Source organism: Bacillus mycoides (assembly GCF_001757995.1).
Classification (GTDB): domain Bacteria; phylum Bacillota; class Bacilli; order Bacillales; family Bacillaceae_G; genus Bacillus_A; species Bacillus_A mycoides_B.
The window spans coordinates 351,428-368,437 of sequence record NZ_LXLV01000019.1; the positions used below are offsets into that span (position 1 = coordinate 351,428).

18 protein-coding genes and 1 pseudogene are annotated in these 17,010 nt (G+C 34.6%); 16 read left to right on the plus strand and 3 right to left on the minus strand.

Translation table 11 applies throughout. The annotated features are described in order from the left end of the window. The first annotated feature begins 138 nt into the window (after positions 1 to 138). From BWGOE10_RS06670 to BWGOE10_RS06725, 12 genes are all read left to right on the plus strand, one after another. On the plus strand, positions 139 to 1,488 hold the full coding sequence (locus BWGOE10_RS06670) for an APC family permease (RefSeq protein WP_070141410.1): 1,350 nt from the start codon (positions 139 to 141) through the stop codon (positions 1,486 to 1,488). Between the two features lie 335 nt (positions 1,489 to 1,823). After that, positions 1,824 to 2,114 (plus strand): SAV0927 family protein, encoded by a 291-nt coding sequence (locus tag BWGOE10_RS06675; RefSeq protein ID WP_002149603.1) that lies wholly within the window; start codon positions 1,824 to 1,826, stop codon positions 2,112 to 2,114. 27 nt (positions 2,115 to 2,141) lie between these two features. Next, positions 2,142 to 2,390: a hypothetical protein gene (locus BWGOE10_RS06680; RefSeq protein WP_002149602.1), complete on the plus strand. Its 249-nt coding sequence runs from the start codon at positions 2,142 to 2,144 to the stop codon at positions 2,388 to 2,390. 145 nt (positions 2,391 to 2,535) lie between these two features. After that, a complete protein-coding gene (locus tag BWGOE10_RS06685; protein ID WP_070141411.1) occupies positions 2,536 to 4,665 on the plus strand; it encodes a sigma 54-interacting transcriptional regulator in 2,130 nt (709 codons plus the stop codon). Positions 4,666 to 4,910: 245 nt separating this feature from the next. Further along, on the plus strand, positions 4,911 to 6,404 hold the full coding sequence (locus BWGOE10_RS06690) for an aldehyde dehydrogenase family protein (RefSeq protein ID WP_070141412.1): 1,494 nt from the start codon (positions 4,911 to 4,913) through the stop codon (positions 6,402 to 6,404). Continuing rightward, positions 6,405 to 7,772, plus strand: coding sequence for a putrescine aminotransferase (locus BWGOE10_RS06695; RefSeq protein WP_070141413.1), 1,368 nt, complete (start codon positions 6,405 to 6,407; stop codon positions 7,770 to 7,772). A gap of 193 nt (positions 7,773 to 7,965) precedes the next feature. Beyond that, positions 7,966 to 8,346, plus strand: a complete 381-nt coding sequence (locus BWGOE10_RS06700) for a GntR family transcriptional regulator (RefSeq protein ID WP_070141414.1) — start codon at positions 7,966 to 7,968, stop codon at positions 8,344 to 8,346. After that, the gene (locus BWGOE10_RS06705; RefSeq protein ID WP_070141415.1) at positions 8,343 to 9,041 is read left to right on the plus strand and encodes an ABC transporter ATP-binding protein; all 699 of its coding nucleotides are present in this window, start codon (positions 8,343 to 8,345) and stop codon (positions 9,039 to 9,041) included. The genes BWGOE10_RS06700 and BWGOE10_RS06705 overlap by 4 nt, the downstream gene beginning before the upstream one ends. Then, complete coding sequence (locus BWGOE10_RS06710; protein WP_070141416.1) at positions 9,038 to 9,826, plus strand: ABC transporter permease; 789 nt, start codon at positions 9,038 to 9,040, stop codon at positions 9,824 to 9,826. Before BWGOE10_RS06705 ends, BWGOE10_RS06710 begins: the two co-directional genes overlap by 4 nt. A 14-nt stretch (positions 9,827 to 9,840) precedes the next feature. Beyond that, positions 9,841 to 10,743: an ABC transporter ATP-binding protein gene (locus BWGOE10_RS06715; protein ID WP_070141417.1), complete on the plus strand. Its 903-nt coding sequence runs from the start codon at positions 9,841 to 9,843 to the stop codon at positions 10,741 to 10,743. Next, the gene (locus BWGOE10_RS06720) at positions 10,743 to 11,519 is read left to right on the plus strand and encodes an ABC transporter permease (protein WP_070141418.1); all 777 of its coding nucleotides are present in this window, start codon (positions 10,743 to 10,745) and stop codon (positions 11,517 to 11,519) included. The genes BWGOE10_RS06715 and BWGOE10_RS06720 overlap by 1 nt, the downstream gene beginning before the upstream one ends. Before the next feature lie 313 nt (positions 11,520 to 11,832). Then, entirely contained in the window at positions 11,833 to 12,846 is a 1,014-nt protein-coding gene (locus BWGOE10_RS06725) for a CPBP family intramembrane glutamic endopeptidase (RefSeq protein WP_070141419.1), read from the plus strand. Positions 12,847 to 12,875: 29 nt separating this feature from the next. Here the strand turns inward: BWGOE10_RS06725 and BWGOE10_RS06730 are convergent, their stop codons facing one another. Both BWGOE10_RS06730 and BWGOE10_RS06735 read right to left on the minus strand, forming a co-directional pair. Then, a complete protein-coding gene (locus BWGOE10_RS06730) occupies positions 12,876 to 13,058 on the minus strand; it encodes a DUF3913 family protein (RefSeq protein ID WP_000707108.1) in 183 nt (60 codons plus the stop codon). Positions 13,059 to 13,158: 100 nt separating this feature from the next. Further along, complete coding sequence (locus BWGOE10_RS06735; protein ID WP_070141420.1) at positions 13,159 to 13,611, minus strand: Lrp/AsnC family transcriptional regulator; 453 nt, start codon at positions 13,609 to 13,611, stop codon at positions 13,159 to 13,161. 123 nt (positions 13,612 to 13,734) lie between these two features. On the opposite strand from BWGOE10_RS06735, the gene BWGOE10_RS06740 reads away from it, so the two are divergent. The 3 genes and pseudogenes from BWGOE10_RS06740 (at position 13,735) to BWGOE10_RS06745 (ending at position 14,726) form a co-directional block, all read left to right on the plus strand. Next, complete coding sequence (locus BWGOE10_RS06740) at positions 13,735 to 14,148, plus strand: carboxymuconolactone decarboxylase family protein (protein WP_171903098.1); 414 nt, start codon at positions 13,735 to 13,737, stop codon at positions 14,146 to 14,148. 4 nt (positions 14,149 to 14,152) lie between these two features. Further along, positions 14,153 to 14,248: pseudogene (locus tag BWGOE10_RS29625) on the plus strand (cysteine hydrolase); the annotation flags it as partial. 79 nt (positions 14,249 to 14,327) lie between these two features. Next, on the plus strand, positions 14,328 to 14,726 hold the full coding sequence (locus tag BWGOE10_RS06745) for an SseB family protein (protein WP_070141422.1): 399 nt from the start codon (positions 14,328 to 14,330) through the stop codon (positions 14,724 to 14,726). 27 nt (positions 14,727 to 14,753) lie between these two features. Here the strand turns inward: BWGOE10_RS06745 and BWGOE10_RS06750 are convergent, their stop codons facing one another. After that, positions 14,754 to 15,674 carry a S66 peptidase family protein gene (locus tag BWGOE10_RS06750; RefSeq protein WP_070141423.1) on the minus strand — a complete coding sequence of 307 codons (921 nt, stop codon included), beginning with the start codon at positions 15,672 to 15,674 and terminating at the stop codon, positions 14,754 to 14,756. A 73-nt stretch (positions 15,675 to 15,747) separates the two neighbouring features. On the opposite strand from BWGOE10_RS06750, the gene BWGOE10_RS06755 reads away from it, so the two are divergent. After that, a complete protein-coding gene (locus BWGOE10_RS06755; RefSeq protein WP_070141424.1) occupies positions 15,748 to 16,905 on the plus strand; it encodes an NAD(P)H-dependent flavin oxidoreductase in 1,158 nt (385 codons plus the stop codon). Positions 16,906 to 17,010 lie beyond the last annotated feature (105 nt).

Genomic DNA, 17,010 nt, shown 5'->3' on the forward strand with positions numbered 1-17,010 from the left:
TTAAAAATTGCATGAATATTTTAAAAGTAACAAAAAGGGAGGTAATACTCGGTGTGATATATAGTTATTTGAAAACGCTTCCTTTTAACTGTCGATTTTTAAATGGAAATTAGATAGAGAAAGTAGGAGGAATGATAGGTGGGAAAAGTAGTTGGTTTAAAACGTTCATTAGGGCTTTGGTCAATTGTTATGCTAGGGGTCGGGTATATGACACCGATGGTTGGGTTTGATACATTTGGAATCGTTTCTGAAAAAACGGGCGGTCATGTTCCTGGAGCGTATCTTATTGCATTAGCAGGGATGTTGTTTACCGCTGCAAGCTACGGCAAAATGGTAAAGGTTTTTCCTACCGCAGGATCTGCCTATACGTATACACAGAAGACAATTAGTGCAAGGCTTGGGTTTCTTGTTGGATGGTCCGCGTTATTGGATTATTTGTTTCTACCGATGGTGAACGCACTATTAACGAGAATTTATATGTCAGCATTTTTCCCAAGTGTTCCTAATTGGGTATGGGTCATTGGCTTTGTTCTCCTGATTACATTAATAAACATGATTAGCGTAAATGTTACTGCTAATTTCAATACTTTCTTAGTAATATTTCAAGTGTTAGTAATGGCCGTGTTTGTTTTTCTAGTTATAAAAGGCTTATTATCGGGAGAGGGAACAGGAGAAATCTTTTCCATTCAGCCGTTTTTTCAATCAGATATACAAATATCACCGTTAGTTGCAGGTGCGACAATTCTTTGTTTCTCATTTTTAGGTTTTGATGCAGTAACTACATTTTCAGAAGAGACACCAAACGCGGAGAAAACAATTCCTCGAGCTATTTTTCTTACTGCTTTAATCGGTGGAGTTTTATTCATTACTACTACGTATTTTACACAATCTATGTTTCCAGATACATCTGTATTTAAAAATCAAGAATCAGCATCTCCAGAAATTGCACTATATGTTGGTGGGAAATTATTTCAAGCCTTCTTTTTAGTAGGAACCCTTATGGGGACACTTGCGTCCGGTTTAGCTTCTCATACAAGTGTATCTCGATTATTATACGTAATGGGGCGAGATAATGTAATTCCGAAGAAAATATTCGGATACATTCATCCTCGATGGCGAACTCCAGTATATAACATTATTATTGTAGGGATTATTTCACTCTCCGCTATATTCATTGATTTAGAAACGGCAGCATCCCTTATTAACTTTGGAGCGCTTATTGCATTTACATTTGTTAATTTATCTGTAATTTCCTACTATGTAATTAAGAAAAAAAGATATAAAACGATAAAAGACTGTTTAAATTTCTTAGTGATGCCTATTTTAGGTGCTGGTACTGTGGCAGTACTATGGTTTAACCTCAATATTCATTCACTTATTCTGGGGATTTGCTGGGCTGCTATTGGAATTGGGTACCTTCTATATATTACGAACATGTTTCGTTCAACTCCTCCGCAAATGCATTTTGAAGAAGTACAGGAAATATAAAAAAGCAAAAGACATCGGGAATGGATCCGATGTCTTTTGCTTTGAAGATCATGTAACCAATGCAGTATTGCATAATTCATTCAACGATTCATAAGGAAGAGGGGCAAGTCTAGGCAGTATGGCTGATAAATGATGGTCAACATGTTATTTTCATTTGGCACAATTATTGCTTTGTACAATTAGTAAAAATATAAAAGCGGGGTGTTATTGTCGTAATCCAAGCAGAAAACAAATACAGTTGAACTTGAAAATCATTTCATTGAAGGTGGTTGCAAAGTTGGAGGAATAGCACGTCTAATATGCTAGTTGCATTTTTAACCTAAAGGAGGGACCAAATGAAACTGGATATTTTATTAGAAGAAGTGGAGAGACAACAAATCGGCTATTATTGCATTTTGTCGAATAGTCATCGTTACGATATAGCTGTTACGTATTCGCAACAGTTTCTTGGAAAAGCAATGGTTACCTCAATTCAAAATGGGAGAATGGTTTTATTAAGTCAAGAAGATATTGGAGAGGAACAATATTGGGCACCAAGGCTAGGCATTGAGGTAGAAGATATAGAAGAGCTTCAAAGCTTTTTCTATATGATTCTTCAGTCACAAAGGTTAGAAGAACAATATTAATAGAATAAAAGAAAGGGATGATTGATTGTGTATTATGATATTATTACGAGTCCGTGTTATGGAATAATTGAAAAAGTGTCTATTAATAAGGATTCGCGAATTTATGAATGGGAGCCATTATTCTCTATTAAAGATATGAATGGTAAACTGGAAGTAATTAAGATGGGATGTAGTGGAGAGGTGCAATCTTTAGAAGTAGAGGCAGGAGATAAAGTAATTCCAGGTATGGTATTAGCTTACATTCAAGAAGATCTTTTCGTTAGTGGTAGTGATTAATGATAGAACAATGAGGAAGATGGAGGCGTTCATCTTCCTTTTTTTTATTAAGTAAAGGAAAAAAAGGTTTATTTTCAGATTAATTAAAAAAATCTGTTTTTAATGATACAATACAAATTATATAGTTCAAAGGAGGAATAGCAGAATGTTTTCCATTGCTCATAAAAAAATTAGACCTATTGTTTCTCTACCTATCGATCAATCTGAAAAGGAATGGAATATAGATTTTAAAAATATAAAAGAATCTTTTCTATTTTTAAAAAGAGGGGAGAAATTATTTGCATACGTTCATGTGAAGGATCTGCTATCAAATAGTAAGGGATTAACTTCTAAGGTATTGCTTTCAAATGCTATTTCACTAGATACAATATGTCATCTTAGTAAAGATATTTCTTTAACAGCTCTTTTTCAAATTATTGGAGCGCCGATTGCGATAGTAAAAAATGAAATGGATGAGCTAACAGGATATATAAGAAGAGAGGATGTTTTTGCAGAACTATTTAAACAAGAAAATCAGAGTGTTGATATATTGAAAATTATTTTAACGTCTATTCCAATGGGGATTTTTGTAGTAGATCGTGAAAAGAAAATTGTAAATTGCAATGAGTCTGGTTTGAAGATGATTAAATCGACTCCTGAAAAAGTTATGAATGTACCAGCAGAACTGATTTTTAATGAAGAGCACATTAATAACGTATTTACAACGGGAAAAACGATCTTGAATCAATTACAAATCACAAATGAGATGGGTGTATTAGTTGACTATAGTCCGATTCCAAACTTTGATCAAAGTATTGAAGGGATGGTTATAATTGTGCAAGATTTGCCGATGGTCGAGGACATGGCGATGGAAATTGAATATATAAAGGATTTAAATAAAGATTTACATGCAATCTTGTCTAGTATTTATGATGAAATATTAGTTGTTAATCATAAAGGGGAATTAATTCGTTATAGTGAAACGGTTATCAATGATTTTTGGGGGAGTAATTTGAAAGACCTGTTAGGAAAAAATCTTTTAGACCTAGAAAAGAAAGGATTATTTAGTCCATCTGTTACTCGATTAGTGTTGGAAAAACAAAAAAAGGTATCAGTTGTACAAGAAACAAAGAGCGGAAGAAAAATATTAGCAGTTGGAAACCCTGTATTTAATGAAAATGGAGAGCTTCATCGTATTATTATTGCCTCAAGGGATATTACCGAAGCAACAAGGTTGAAGACGGAATTACATGAAATAAAGAAGATATCAGAGCAATATAAGAAGGAGTTAGATGATTTTAAAAATAAAGATCGTTTTCTTAAGAAGCTTATTTACTGTAGTCCGAAAATGGAGCAAATTATTAACCAAGCTAAAAAAATAGCAGATTTTTCTTCCAATGTTCTTATTTCTGGAGAATCTGGTGTCGGAAAAGAAGTAATTGCCCAAGCAATTCATCAACTTGGAAACCGATCTTCAAAGCCATTTTTAAAATTAAATTGTGGTGCAATTCCAGAAACTTTGTTAGAAAGTGAACTATTTGGTTATACGAAAGGTGCTTTTACAGGAGCCGATAAAAATGGGAAAGAAGGATATTTTAAGCAGGCTGATCAAGGTATTTTATTTTTAGATGAAATTGGAGAAATGCCTTTACATTTGCAAGTGAAATTGCTTAGAGTCCTGCAGGAACAAGAAGTAATTCCTATTGGAAGTACAATACCTACGAAAATAAATGTACAAATTATTGCTGCTACAAATAAGAGTCTTGAAAAGATGGTGGAATCTGGAACATTCCGTGAAGATTTGTTTTATCGCCTAAATGTAATTCCGTTGCGAGTTCCGCCTCTACGAGAGCGAATGGAAGATGTTCCGGTACTTGCCTTTCATTTCTTGCAACAGTTAAATGAAAAATATAATAAAAATTATCATTTAACTCCAGATGCGCTTAGCTTACTAGAGTTTTACTCATGGCCAGGAAATGTACGTGAATTACAAAATATGATTGAACGTTTAGTCGTATCAGCAGACGATCCAGTAATTGAAGCGGAGTTTGTTAGTAAGTTTTTAACACCTCGTTATGACTTTAAAAAATCAAAACCAGTTATTACAAGAGTATTACCATTACAAGAAGCACTACATTCTGTAGAAGAACAATTGATTTTACTTGCAATGAAGCAGTATAAAACAACGACTAAGGCTGCAAAAGCTCTTGGAATCAGCCAGTCTTCAGTGAGTCGGAAATATCAAAGAATTGTTAGTGAAAAAGAAATACCAACTGATATAATCTCTTATTCCTAAAAAAGGAGAAAGTCACATAGACTTCTCTTTTTTTGTTGGTTTACAAAGTTTTCCGCTATGCGTGGGTAGTGCACTGATTTACGTTCTGTTTTATGCAAAACGGAATAGCGCATGCAAAAATGCATAACTCTTTTTGTTACATATAAGAATATAGTCAGTCTTTGTATGATTCCTTTGCACTTTAAATGTTGGCATGAAAATTGCTTATAAATATATAAACGATCGATAAAGGAGGATTCAATATAGTGCTAGATTTAAAAATGTATGTAAACGGTGAATGGAGAGACTCTAGTAATCAAGAGAAAAGAACGATTATTAACCCTGCGAATGGCAAGGGTATAGCATATGCACCTGAGGGAACAATCGAGGATGCAAAATACGCAATCGAAGTGGCAAGGGCGGCTTTCGATAGTGGAATTTGGTCAGAAACATCCACTGCTGAAAGGGCATCATATTTATTTAAAATAGCAGATGAAATTGATAAAAATATGGAAGAGTTAGTGTATCTTGAAACAATGGATAATGGAAAAACATACCGTGAGGCAGAAGGAGATATTGGAGACGCAGCGGCTTGTTTTCGCTATTACGCCGGATTGATTACAAAGCCAGATGGTCAAACATATCATGTAGCCGATCCGATGCAAGCGATGGTTGTAAGAGAGCCAGTTGGTGTTTGTGGATTAATTGTTCCATGGAATTATCCGCTATTGATGAGTGTATGGAAAATTGCACCTGCTTTAGCAGCTGGAAATACAATTGTGTTTAAACCTTCTGAAGTGACACCAATCACTGCAACAAAGCTATTCGAAATCCTTGAAAAAGTAGGGCTACCAAAAGGTGTTGCCAATATGGTAATGGGGGCTGGCCCAATAGTAGGGAATGAAATTGCAGCGAGTCATAAAGTGGATATGATTTCCTTTACAGGTGGAACAAAGACAGGTAAGCACATTATGAGAAAAGCGGCAGATAATATGAAAAAGATTTCGTTAGAGCTTGGGGGAAAATCTCCAAATATTATTTTTGCAGATGCGGATTTTGAGACCGCTATTGATTATGCTCTATTCGGTATTTATGCAGGTAGCGGACAAGTATGTTCAGCAGGATCGAGAATCCTTGTAGAAGAAAGTGTTTACGATAGATTTGTTAATAGTTTTGTAGAGCGAGCGCAGCAAATTAACGTTGGGCCTGGTGATAATCCAGAATCAGAAATGGGGCCACTTGTAAGTCAAGAACATATGGAAAAAGTATTACGTTATATTGAAATTGGGAAAGACGAAGGTGCAAACGTTGCTTGCGGAGGTAGACGAATAATGGAGGATGGAAAAGGTGATGGTTTCTTTATTGAACCAACAGTCTTTGTCAATGTAAAACCTGATATGCGCATTGTCCAGGAAGAAATATTCGGTCCTGTTGTAGTAATTCAAAAGTTTAAAGACGAACAGGAAGCAATTGAGTTGGCAAACGGTACAGACTATGGCTTGGCTGGAGGGGTATTTACGGTTGATGGTGCAAAAGCAATGCGTGTGATTCGTAAACTTCGCGCAGGAATTACATGGATTAATAGTTATCATCCAACATACAATGAGGCGCCTTGGGGCGGATATAAGCAAAGTGGTATTGGACGTAGTCTAGGAACGTTTGGATTAGAAGAATTTCAAGAAATTAAGCAGATTAATATAAATCTAGAAGTAGAACCTATTGGTTGGTTTGCAAATAAAAAAAATGTAGAGGTGAATTAGATGGAAACGAACGTGAAAAATAAATTGAATGAGAAAGAATCAAATGTAAATGAGTATATTACGAAAGTACTACAGTTAATTGAAAAAGAAAAGGTTACTGAAGAAGAGGCAAACTGGATTCAAAAAGAAACAGTAGACGGATTTAGAGAGCATGTAAACCCTGGTTTTCTTGCTTATAGAAAAACAGTAACAAAAGATGGACAATTTGCAGCAGTAGAATGGTCAGATGAAGGATCTTGCTTTATGGATATTAATGGTAAAAAGTATATTGACTGTTTAGGTGGATTTGGAATTTATAATGTTGGTCACCGTAATCCGAAAGTGGTAAAAGCTGTGACAGATCAATTAAAACGTCAAGCATTGCACAGTCAGGATTTACTAGATCCACTTCGAGCAATTCTTGCAAAGATTTTAGCGGATATTACACCTGGTGATTTGAAATACGCCTTCTTCACAAATAGTGGAACAGAAAGCGTAGAGGCAGCATTAAAACTAGCAAAAATGTATAGCGAACGAACAACTTTCATTTCTACAACTCGTGCTTTCCATGGTAAGAGCCTTGGTGCTTTATCTGGGACGGCAAAAGGAATGTTCCGTAAGCCATTTTTACCATTAATTCCGGGTTTCCGTCACGTTCCGTTTGGCGATATTGATATGATGAGAAAAACATTTGAGACATGTGCATTAGTAGGAGAAGATGTTGCAGCAGTTATTTTAGAACCAATTCAAGGAGAGGGCGGTATTATTTTACCTCCAGAAAATTATTTGAAACAAGTACGAGAGATTTGTGATGAGTTTGGATCACTCCTTATCTTTGATGAAGTACAAACTGGAATGGGACGTACAGGAAAAATGTTTGCTGCAGAATTATATGATGTCGTGCCAGATATTATTTGTCTTGCGAAGGCGTTTGGTGGAGGTGTAATGCCAGCGGGAGCTATTGTTGCGAAAGAAACAGTATTCAAAAGTTGGTTTGAAAATCCATTTATGCATACAACAACATTTGGAGGAAATCCTCTTGCATGTGCTGCTGCAATTGCAACAATCCATGTTTTATTGGAAGAGAAATTACCGGAACGAGCTATGGAAGTTGGGGAGTATTTCTTAAATGGATTGAAACAAGCAGCAGAAGGACATGAAGATAAAATCTTTGAAATTCGTGGTCAAGGTTTAATGATTGGGATTGAATTCCATAAAGACGAGATTGGTTATGAAGTGTCAAAGGCGATGTTTGATCAAGGTATTCTTGTTGCGGGAACATTAATTAACTCAAAAACAATTCGTATTGAACCGTCCCTTACAATTAGTTATGAAGAAGTAGATACAGTTATTAATACGTTTAAATCTGTGCTAACTCAAGTAAAATAAATTTCGCATAATGTTATATGTGAATTCAAATGATTGAAACTATAATTAGAATAGATTTACTTATATTGTATTACAGGAAGGCAGTGTAACGAAAAGTTACACTGCCTTTTTATTACATTTTTTGTTGTAACTATTTACATATAATTTGCCTTAGTGTACTATTTAACTAACACACTAAGACAGGAGGGGAGAAATGAAAATCGAGTTTTCTCCAAACACACCAATTTACATTCAAGTAATGGAATACATAAAAAAAGAAATTGTAACGGGTCATTTATTGCCTGGTGATAAAATTCCCTCTGTACGTGAATTAGCGAGTGAATTACAAGTAAATCCAAATACGATTCAACGTACATTTCAAGAGTTAGAGCGGGATGGAGTTGTAGTAACACGTAGAGGAATGGGACGATATGTAACGAATGAAGGGGAGAAAATTATGGAGCTGCGAAAAGATATGGCGAAAGAATTACTTCATTCTTTTATAGATGGAATGGACAATTTAGGTTTTTCAGAAGAAGAAATTCTTACAATCCTTCGTTTTTCATTACATGAGAAAAGGGAGGAGAACGAATGACAGAGTTATTAAAAATAGAAAACGTATGGAAGCGGTACGGATTAAAAGCAGTGATCCGTGAGTTAAACATAGAGATCACAGAAGGAAAAATCGTTGGGCTTGTTGGAGATAACGGAAGCGGGAAAACGACGTTATTAAAAATGATTGCAGGCCTACAACATCCTTCTGAAGGCAGCATAGTAATTAACGGTAAAAAAGTAGGGTTAGAGACGAAAGAAATCGTTTCATTTATGTCTGATAAGCCAGTCTTTGATGATTGGATGACTGTAAAAGATGCCCTATTTTTCTATCGAGATTTTTATAAAGACTTTGATATTCAAAGAGCAGTAGATACGATTGCAGAATTTAAAATACCGTTAGAAGAAAAAATTACAGCATTATCAAAAGGGATGATTGAAAAGCTTCAAATTATTTTAACGTTTTCTCGAAAAGCGAAGTTATATGTACTAGATGAACCACTTGGCGGGATTGATCTTGTTTCTAGAGAACACGTATTAGATCTCATTCTACAATTTTATAGAGAAGATTGTACAATACTAATCTCAACTCATTTAATAAATGAAGTTGAAAATATTTTTGATGAGGTAATCTTTTTAAAAGATGGAGAAATTGTATTGTATGAAAATGTAGAAGAGTTACGTTTTCAGAGAGGGAAAGCTGTCACGGAGGTGTTTAAGGAGGTGTTTAGTAGATGAAGTCGAGCTTAATATATATGTACAATGTAAATAAAAAGCAAATTATTATTTCGTTGTTATCATTTATATTCGTTGTAGCTGTAGCTTTCGTAAGTTTGGGGAATTATATTAAGCAAGAATCAGGAGAGGTAAGGCAAGCAATTATAGTTGGTGTGGTTATGGTAGTATATATAACCTTTTTAGCATTGATATTTATCCAGGCGGTGTCTGCATTTGGAAAAATGACTGAAAGCACATTATTTCGGTTAACAACGATATCAGGTAAAAAAATTGTTTTAGCAATATTGTTATATGCTGCAATTGGTTTATTTATTTTTGAAGTAATAGGTTCTATTTTTTTATATAGTATTTCTATGAAAATAATAAAAGGTACAGAGCTCTATGAAGTGTTATTTACCCAAAGTGTATTAAATCCATTAAAGCACCTATTTAGTACTATTATATACATATTTAATTTTTCTAGTATATTGCTTGTTTTGCTTTTTGTAGTAGCTAGCGTTAAAGTGTTTTCTTTGAAAAAGAAGAAGTTAGAATATCCAATTGTATTTTTCTTATTTTTACTAGTAACAAAAGTATTGGGCACTATATATGAAATGTTGGGCGGTCTTGCTCCTACAGCGTCTTTAATAACAAAGTTAGTGTATATAGATGAATCATCAGGAGCAAATGTGCTGCTCTATCAAGAAAAACTTATGAATATATATAGTATTTGTTTTTCTGTCGGAGTATTTATTTTGCTTGTTTATATAACAGGTCGCATAATCGATAAAAAACTAGAAGTCTAAAGGAGGAATCAGCATTGGGAAACGTAGTAGTAAAATTAGAAAATGTTCGAAAAAGGATTGGTGGAACAGAAATTATCCGTGGTTTATCATTTGAGGTTCGTGAAGGGGAAGTGTACGGATTCCTTGGACCGAACGGTAGTGGTAAGACGACGACAATTCGTATGATGACAGGTCTTATATCAATGACAGAGGGCGATATTACAATTTGTGGTCATAGTATTCGCACGGAGCGTGAAAAGGCGTTAGAGCAAATTGGAGCGATTGTAGAAAATCCTGAGTTATATGATTATATGACAGGAATGCAAAACTTGAAGCATTTTGCAAACATGGCAATTACACCTATTAGTAAAGAGCGTATCGCTGAAATTGTAAAGCTTGTTGAATTAGAGCATGCCATTCATAAAAAGGTGAAAACATATTCACTTGGAATGAAACAACGCCTAGGAATCGCACAAGCGTTACTTCATCAACCAAAAATATTAATTTTAGATGAACCGACAAATGGATTAGATCCAGCTGGTATTCGCCAAATTCGTGACTATTTACAACGATTAGCGAAGGAAGAAAATATTGCAGTCATTGTATCAAGTCATTTATTAAGTGAAATTGAATTAATGTGTGATCGCGTTGTTATTATTAAGCAAGGTGAGTTTGTACAAGAGTACAACTTACATGAAAAAGCGAAACATGATGAGGCAGTAGTTGTAGCGTTTGAAGTAGATGAAGTTCAAAAAGCGAATGAAATCATTAAAGGTAAGGCGCAAGGAAATGTAATTGTAGTATCTGTAACGAAAGAAGAAATTCCACAACTTGTAAAAAAACTTGTGCATGACGATGTGCTTGTATATGGCGTTACTGTTCAAAATAAAACGTTAGAGGATGAATTCTTAGCGATTACAGGGGGAGTGAAAGCGTAATGTTTAAATTAATTCAAAATGAATTTTTAAAGTTACATGCGAAAAAAGGTATGTACATTTTAATAGGTGTAATTGCAGCATTGGAGATTTTGGGAGTTTTAGCGATGCTGAAATGGGGAGGAGGAAATGAGTTTAAAGGATCATATTTAGATTTTGTAAGTTCAGATATGGGTTTAATTACCTTATTTGCAACGATTTTTGGAATTACGATTGCGTCTCGTACAATTACTGATGAGTTTCAAAAAGGTACAATTAAGCAGTTATTAATCCGTCCGAGAAAACGAATTACAGTTTTGTTCTCTAAATATATTACAGTGTTACTTACTATATTATTTATCATATTTGCTAGCACGTTAATCGCAATGATTATTGGTGGAATTGTAATGGATGGTAGTAAAACAGAATTAACATTAGGAATCGTAATAAAATCTATTTTATATCAATTACTTTCACCGTTCTTCTTTGCAACGCTTGCATTTTTCTTAGCAAACGTATTTAGAAATTCTGTATTACCATTAATTATTACGATGTTCCTATTTTTCTTACAAGGACCAATTAATATGGTACTGATGATGTTTGCAAAAGGTGTAGCGAAATTTGTGGTGTTTTTCCATTTAAATTTAAGTGTTTACGACAGTAATAAATTAGTAAGCGGTGGAATGGAACCACCATTTACAGAATTTACGTTCACAACTTCATTATTACTTGTGGTTGCATATTTTGCTGTATTACTTGTAGCATCAAGTGTATTATTCCAAAAACGTGACGTATTATAGTAGAAAAAATCCCCGTGTTAGCGGGGATTTTTATTAACCAGCTTTTTTGATTTATGTAGCTTTTAAGTGTGGCAGATACATATTTACTTAGGAACATAATTGTAACTAAGTTGAAGAACATTGATATGGTATATCAAATAGGATCGTTATTATATAATTTAATACGTATATTATTCGGAATAAAGTGAGAAAAATAGGAAGATTTTCAACTATATTCATATTATAATTTAGTTATTCGGCCATTTGTGGAGAAGGGCTACCCATAAAATACTGAATAAAGTTTCACTTTATATCATCTCTGGAGGTGTTCCATATGCAACATGCATTTTCACGTATAAGGCTACGTAGTTTTTTTGGATGGATGATTATAGGGATGTTCCTGACTATGATTCCATTAAGTTTATCAGGTGCTTCTGACAATACGATAGAGTTCCTGTCACAAATATCAATCTTTTTCGCATTTCCACTATTGTGGCTATATTTAAAAACAAGTAAAAATAATGTTGTTTTTAAAAGTTTTTTTGATAAGCCTGGACGTTTACATTGGGGGCTAATTGTATTAGCAACGATAATGGGAATGATTTTTGCAGTCGGTATATCCCAAATTCAATTTTATATTTTAGCACATACTTTACCTAATTTCTTAGTTACCATGTTAGAAGATGGAAATGTAATTAATACGAGTAACATATACATGACGATATTTACTTTCATTTCAGCATGTGTATTAGCCCCAATAATGGAAGAGGTTATTTTTAGAGGGTTTTTCTTACAGCGAATGGCTTACAAATGGGGGATTAAACGAGCGGTTATTATATCCTCTCTTATTTTTGGACTAGGACATTTTGATGTTATCGGTGCTTTCATGTTCGGTGTTATTATGTGCCTTCTATACATAAAGACAAAAAATATATGGACGAATATTGCTGTGCATGCTCTAAATAATTTGATTGCAACGAGTATGCAATTTGTAGGTGGAGAGGGAAGTGACACAATCTCGATTACGGAATTACAAGCACAAAGTAATTTATGGATCGGCATTGGGCTTGCGATCGTCGGGTTACTTTGGTTAATCCCTTATATTTGGAAACAATGGCGTACAGTAAAAGAAGTTGGTGTGCCACCGGTTCGTTTCATAAATGAAGAAAAAGTAGCGAATACATCAGAAGAAAATGAAATATATAGCCAAGTGATAGTAACAGATAAATTGATGGCTGTAGAACTACCTGATGAAGCTGTAAATAAGCTTCGGTTAGAAGACAATGATTATGTAACAGTTTCTGTAGAAGAAGATAAAATTGTTATAAAGAAAGCGCATAATAGATAATTAAAAAGTAGCTCCTAAAGAGCTACTTTTTAATTTGTAATAATCTCTACACGAAAATTATTACCGTTCTTTACATATTTAATATCTGTAACGATCCGAACTGTTTTTAGAAGTTCAACTTTTTCACCAATTCGAGGGATGGTCGGAACATTGTCCCAAATACCAAGCAAGTCATCTAATTGTGCCGTTTTTTCATAAAACCAGATTTTCAATGTAAAGCCCCTTTCTCGAACTTTATGTATTTTAATACATGATATATTATTTTTATTCTAAATGTAAGAGGTTTTTACTCTTTTTGTGAATAAAGATGAATTAATTTTCTGGGAAGATATGTTCAATGTCCGGAGTAAGAGCTACTTCTGATAATACGATATGAGAAACTGTCGTTGCATATGAAGAAACATCATTGATAAATTCTTCAAGTTCAACGAGTGAAGGAACAGAGATTTTTACAATGTAGCATAAGCTTCCTGTTACTCGGTAACAAAAACTTGCAGATGGATAAGACTGAATAAACTGTTGCATACGTGTTGTATCACCATTTTTTAAAGTGATTTCTAAAATACAATCTAAAACAAGTCCTGCTTTTTTATAATCGATATCGATTGTGTATTTTTGAATAATTCCTTCACTTTCAAGTTTACGAACACGTTCTGTAGTAGACGGAGCCGATAAGTTTACTCGTTTTGCTAATTCGCGCATCGAAAGGCGACTATCATTATATAATTCATTTAAAATTTTTCGATCAACACGGTCTAATTGCATTTGTAAATATACCTCCAGTAAAATGATGATTTTTGTAAAGAAAAATTATAAATTAAGATTCATATGAAATGTAAAGTGAACTTTATTTATTTTACAATAAAAAAGAAGGAAATAGGAGGGGAAATGATGGAGAGAATTACATTATCAAATGTAGGAGATACAAAGTTTCAAAAATTATTAGGTCATAATCCAGATATATTAAATTCGTGGAGTACGTTAGAGAATACACTGTATAGTACAGGGGTCCTTTCCGCAGAGTTAAAGGAGCAAGTAAGAAGAACATTAGCGTTTGGGAATGAATGTCCGTACTGTATGGCAAAGGGAAGACCAGATGACGTGCAAAAAATAGAGGAGATAAGCGTAGCAGTTACTTTTGCACATGCATTTGTTCATGACCAAAAGGCGATAGATGATAATATGTTTCATATATTAAAACAATATTGGACTGAAAAAGAAATTGTAGAGCTTTGTGCCTATATTTGTTTTATTACTGCCTCGCAGCAACTTGGTTTTCTGTTTCAATTACAGCCCAATTAACTAGGAGGATATTCACAATATGACACTTGTAAACTTGCATGATGAATTTGCTGCTATTGTGACGACAAAAGAAATATTAAAAACTATTTCGATAAAATAATTGCAGAATTATGTAGAAAAAAATAAGAATATTTCGTATAATCTAAGTATAATCATTTTGAAAATAGGGGTGTCATCATATGGAGCAAATTCCAGTTAAGAAAATAGAAGAAGTACTCGTTTTAGCAGGGGATGATAAACAAAAGCAAAAGGAATTTTATGAATTGCTCTTATCAACGGAGTTTTATGTTGCTGGTTCATTAGAAGCTGCGGACGGGGCAACAGAAGGCACACTTCGTTTACGTCATTTCCAAGGGGAAGATAGATGGATCGTTCCATTCTTTACACAATTGGAATTTGTAAAAGATGTGTTGCCAGAAGGGACACCCCTTATTACGATACGTGGAAAAGAATTATTTGGTAGCATGGAGAAAGATGCGACAGCTGTATTAAATGTTGGAACAGATATGAGTAAAACATTTATTCCAGAAGAAATCGCAGATATAGCATCAGGACGAATCTTTAATTATTATAAGTAAAAGGAAAAGCTTAGCTGCTTTTCCTTTTTAATTTGAACAGGGAGTGGCTATACCAGAAGAAATAGAAACAGTTTTGTTATTTGTATTTATCGTTGCTGTAGCTCCGAGGGGAATACCGATATTTGGACTTATATGTCCAATCGGTAAACCGAATAACACAGGTATATTATATGGCGTGAAATATTCATATAATATTGTTTGCAATGATTGGGACGGTTTAGAAGGAGTGCAGTCGTGACAACTTGTAAAAATAACGCCACTGCATTCATTAAACTGTCCAGATAAAAGTAGTTGATTTAACATCCGGTCAATGCGGTACGGTTCTTCACCAATATCTTCAAGCAATAAAAGTTTATTTGCCGTAGTTATCTCATAGGGCGAGCCAATTATACTTGTTAACACAGTTAAATTCCCTCCAACTAATGTACCTGTAACTGTACATGGAGAGGTAGGTACGATACATTCTGATGCATATAAGATAGATGAATACGGATGGAATAGTTGATTGAAAGAAGATAAAGAGAGAGAATCTATACCTTTTCCTAATTCTTCAATCATTGGACCATGAAAAGTTACAAGCTCTGCATAACGTGAAAAGGCAGTATGTAAAGCCGTAATATCGCTATATCCCCAAAAAATCTTTGGATTCCGTTGAATGATTTCATATTGAATGTAAGGGAGAAGGCGAGCGCTTCCGTAACCACCTCGTGCACAAAAGACTGCTTTGACCTCAGTATTTGTAAATGCTTCATGTATATCATCAAGACGAACTTGATCACTTCCAGCTAAATATCCATATTTTTCATAAACACTCTTTCCAATTATTACGGATAATCCCATCTCTTTTAATACGTTCACGCCTTTTAATACATTATCAAGTGTTGGTGGGCCAGACGGTGCAATAATCATTACTGTATCACCTTTTTTTAACGCATTTGGATAAATCATTGTTCTCAGCCTCCTTCTCTTTCAATATATTCGCTTGAGCGAAAGTTCAATCCTTGTAAAAGAAGGGGAAAGCATGTCATATAAAGAAGATATAAGGAAAGTAGGAGGGAAAATGATGTTTACAAGTCGAGTAATAGGTATATTACAAATTAAGTATCCCATCATTCAAGCAGGTATGGCAGGAGCGATTACAACGCCAGAACTCGTTGCAGCTGTGAGTAATAGCGGAGGATTAGGTACGCTTGGAGCAGGGTATATGAGCCCAGAACAAATCCGTGAAGCGATTTATAAAATAAGGGAACTAACAAATAAGCCTTTCGGTGTTAATTTACTTTTAACGAAAGAGATACAGATAGAAGAAGAGAAGGTAAACGAGGCGAAAGTATTACTTAGAGGAGTGAATAGAGAATTAGGTATAGAGGAAGAAAAGACTTTAAAACTTCCAAAAAGTTATAAAGAACAATTACAAGTATTATTAGAGGAAAAGGTACCAGTCGTTAGTTTTGCATTTCAAACGTTAGAAAAAGAAGAAATAGATGCTTTGAAAAGGGAAGGGATAAAAATTATCGGAACAGCTACCCATGTAGCGGAAGCGAAAGCACTTGCCGAGTTAGGGGTAGATATTATCGCCGGGCAAGGTAGTGAGGCAGGAGGGCATAGAGGAACGTTTATTGGGAAAGAACAAGATGCGATGATTGGTACATTTGCATTAATCCCGCAATTAGTAGCGGAAGTACCTCATATCCCGATTGTCGCAGCAGGTGGTGTAATGAATGGGCAAGGACTTGTTGCGGCATTTGCGTTAGGGGCAGAAGCTGTTCAAATGGGATCAGCCTTTTTAACGAGTGAAGAAAGTATTACGCATGACGTATATAAAAAAGCGATTTTACATAGTACAGATACGAGTACAACGGTAACCCGTGCGTTTTCCGGGAAATATGCACGGGGTATTCGCAATGAATTTATAGAGAAACATGAAGGAAGAGAAGAGAATTTACCGATGTATCCAGTGCAAAACGTATTAACTTCAAAAATACGTCAAGAAGCAGCGAAGCAAAATAAGGAAGAGTATATGTCGCTTTGGGCGGGACAAGCATCATCATTAGCACGAACGGAATCAGCTCAGCACGTAGTGAAACGTGTCATGAAAGAAGCGGAGAACGTAATCGAACAATTACAAAATGTATATAGAAAAAGACCACTTGTGATTGATATTATCCCCTTTAAGTAGACAGTGTAAAAAGACCATGTACATACATGGATGTTACACTATTACTTGGAGGGGATTTTTCATGACTAAAAAAGGTTCAATATTTATTACATATTCAGAAGCAAG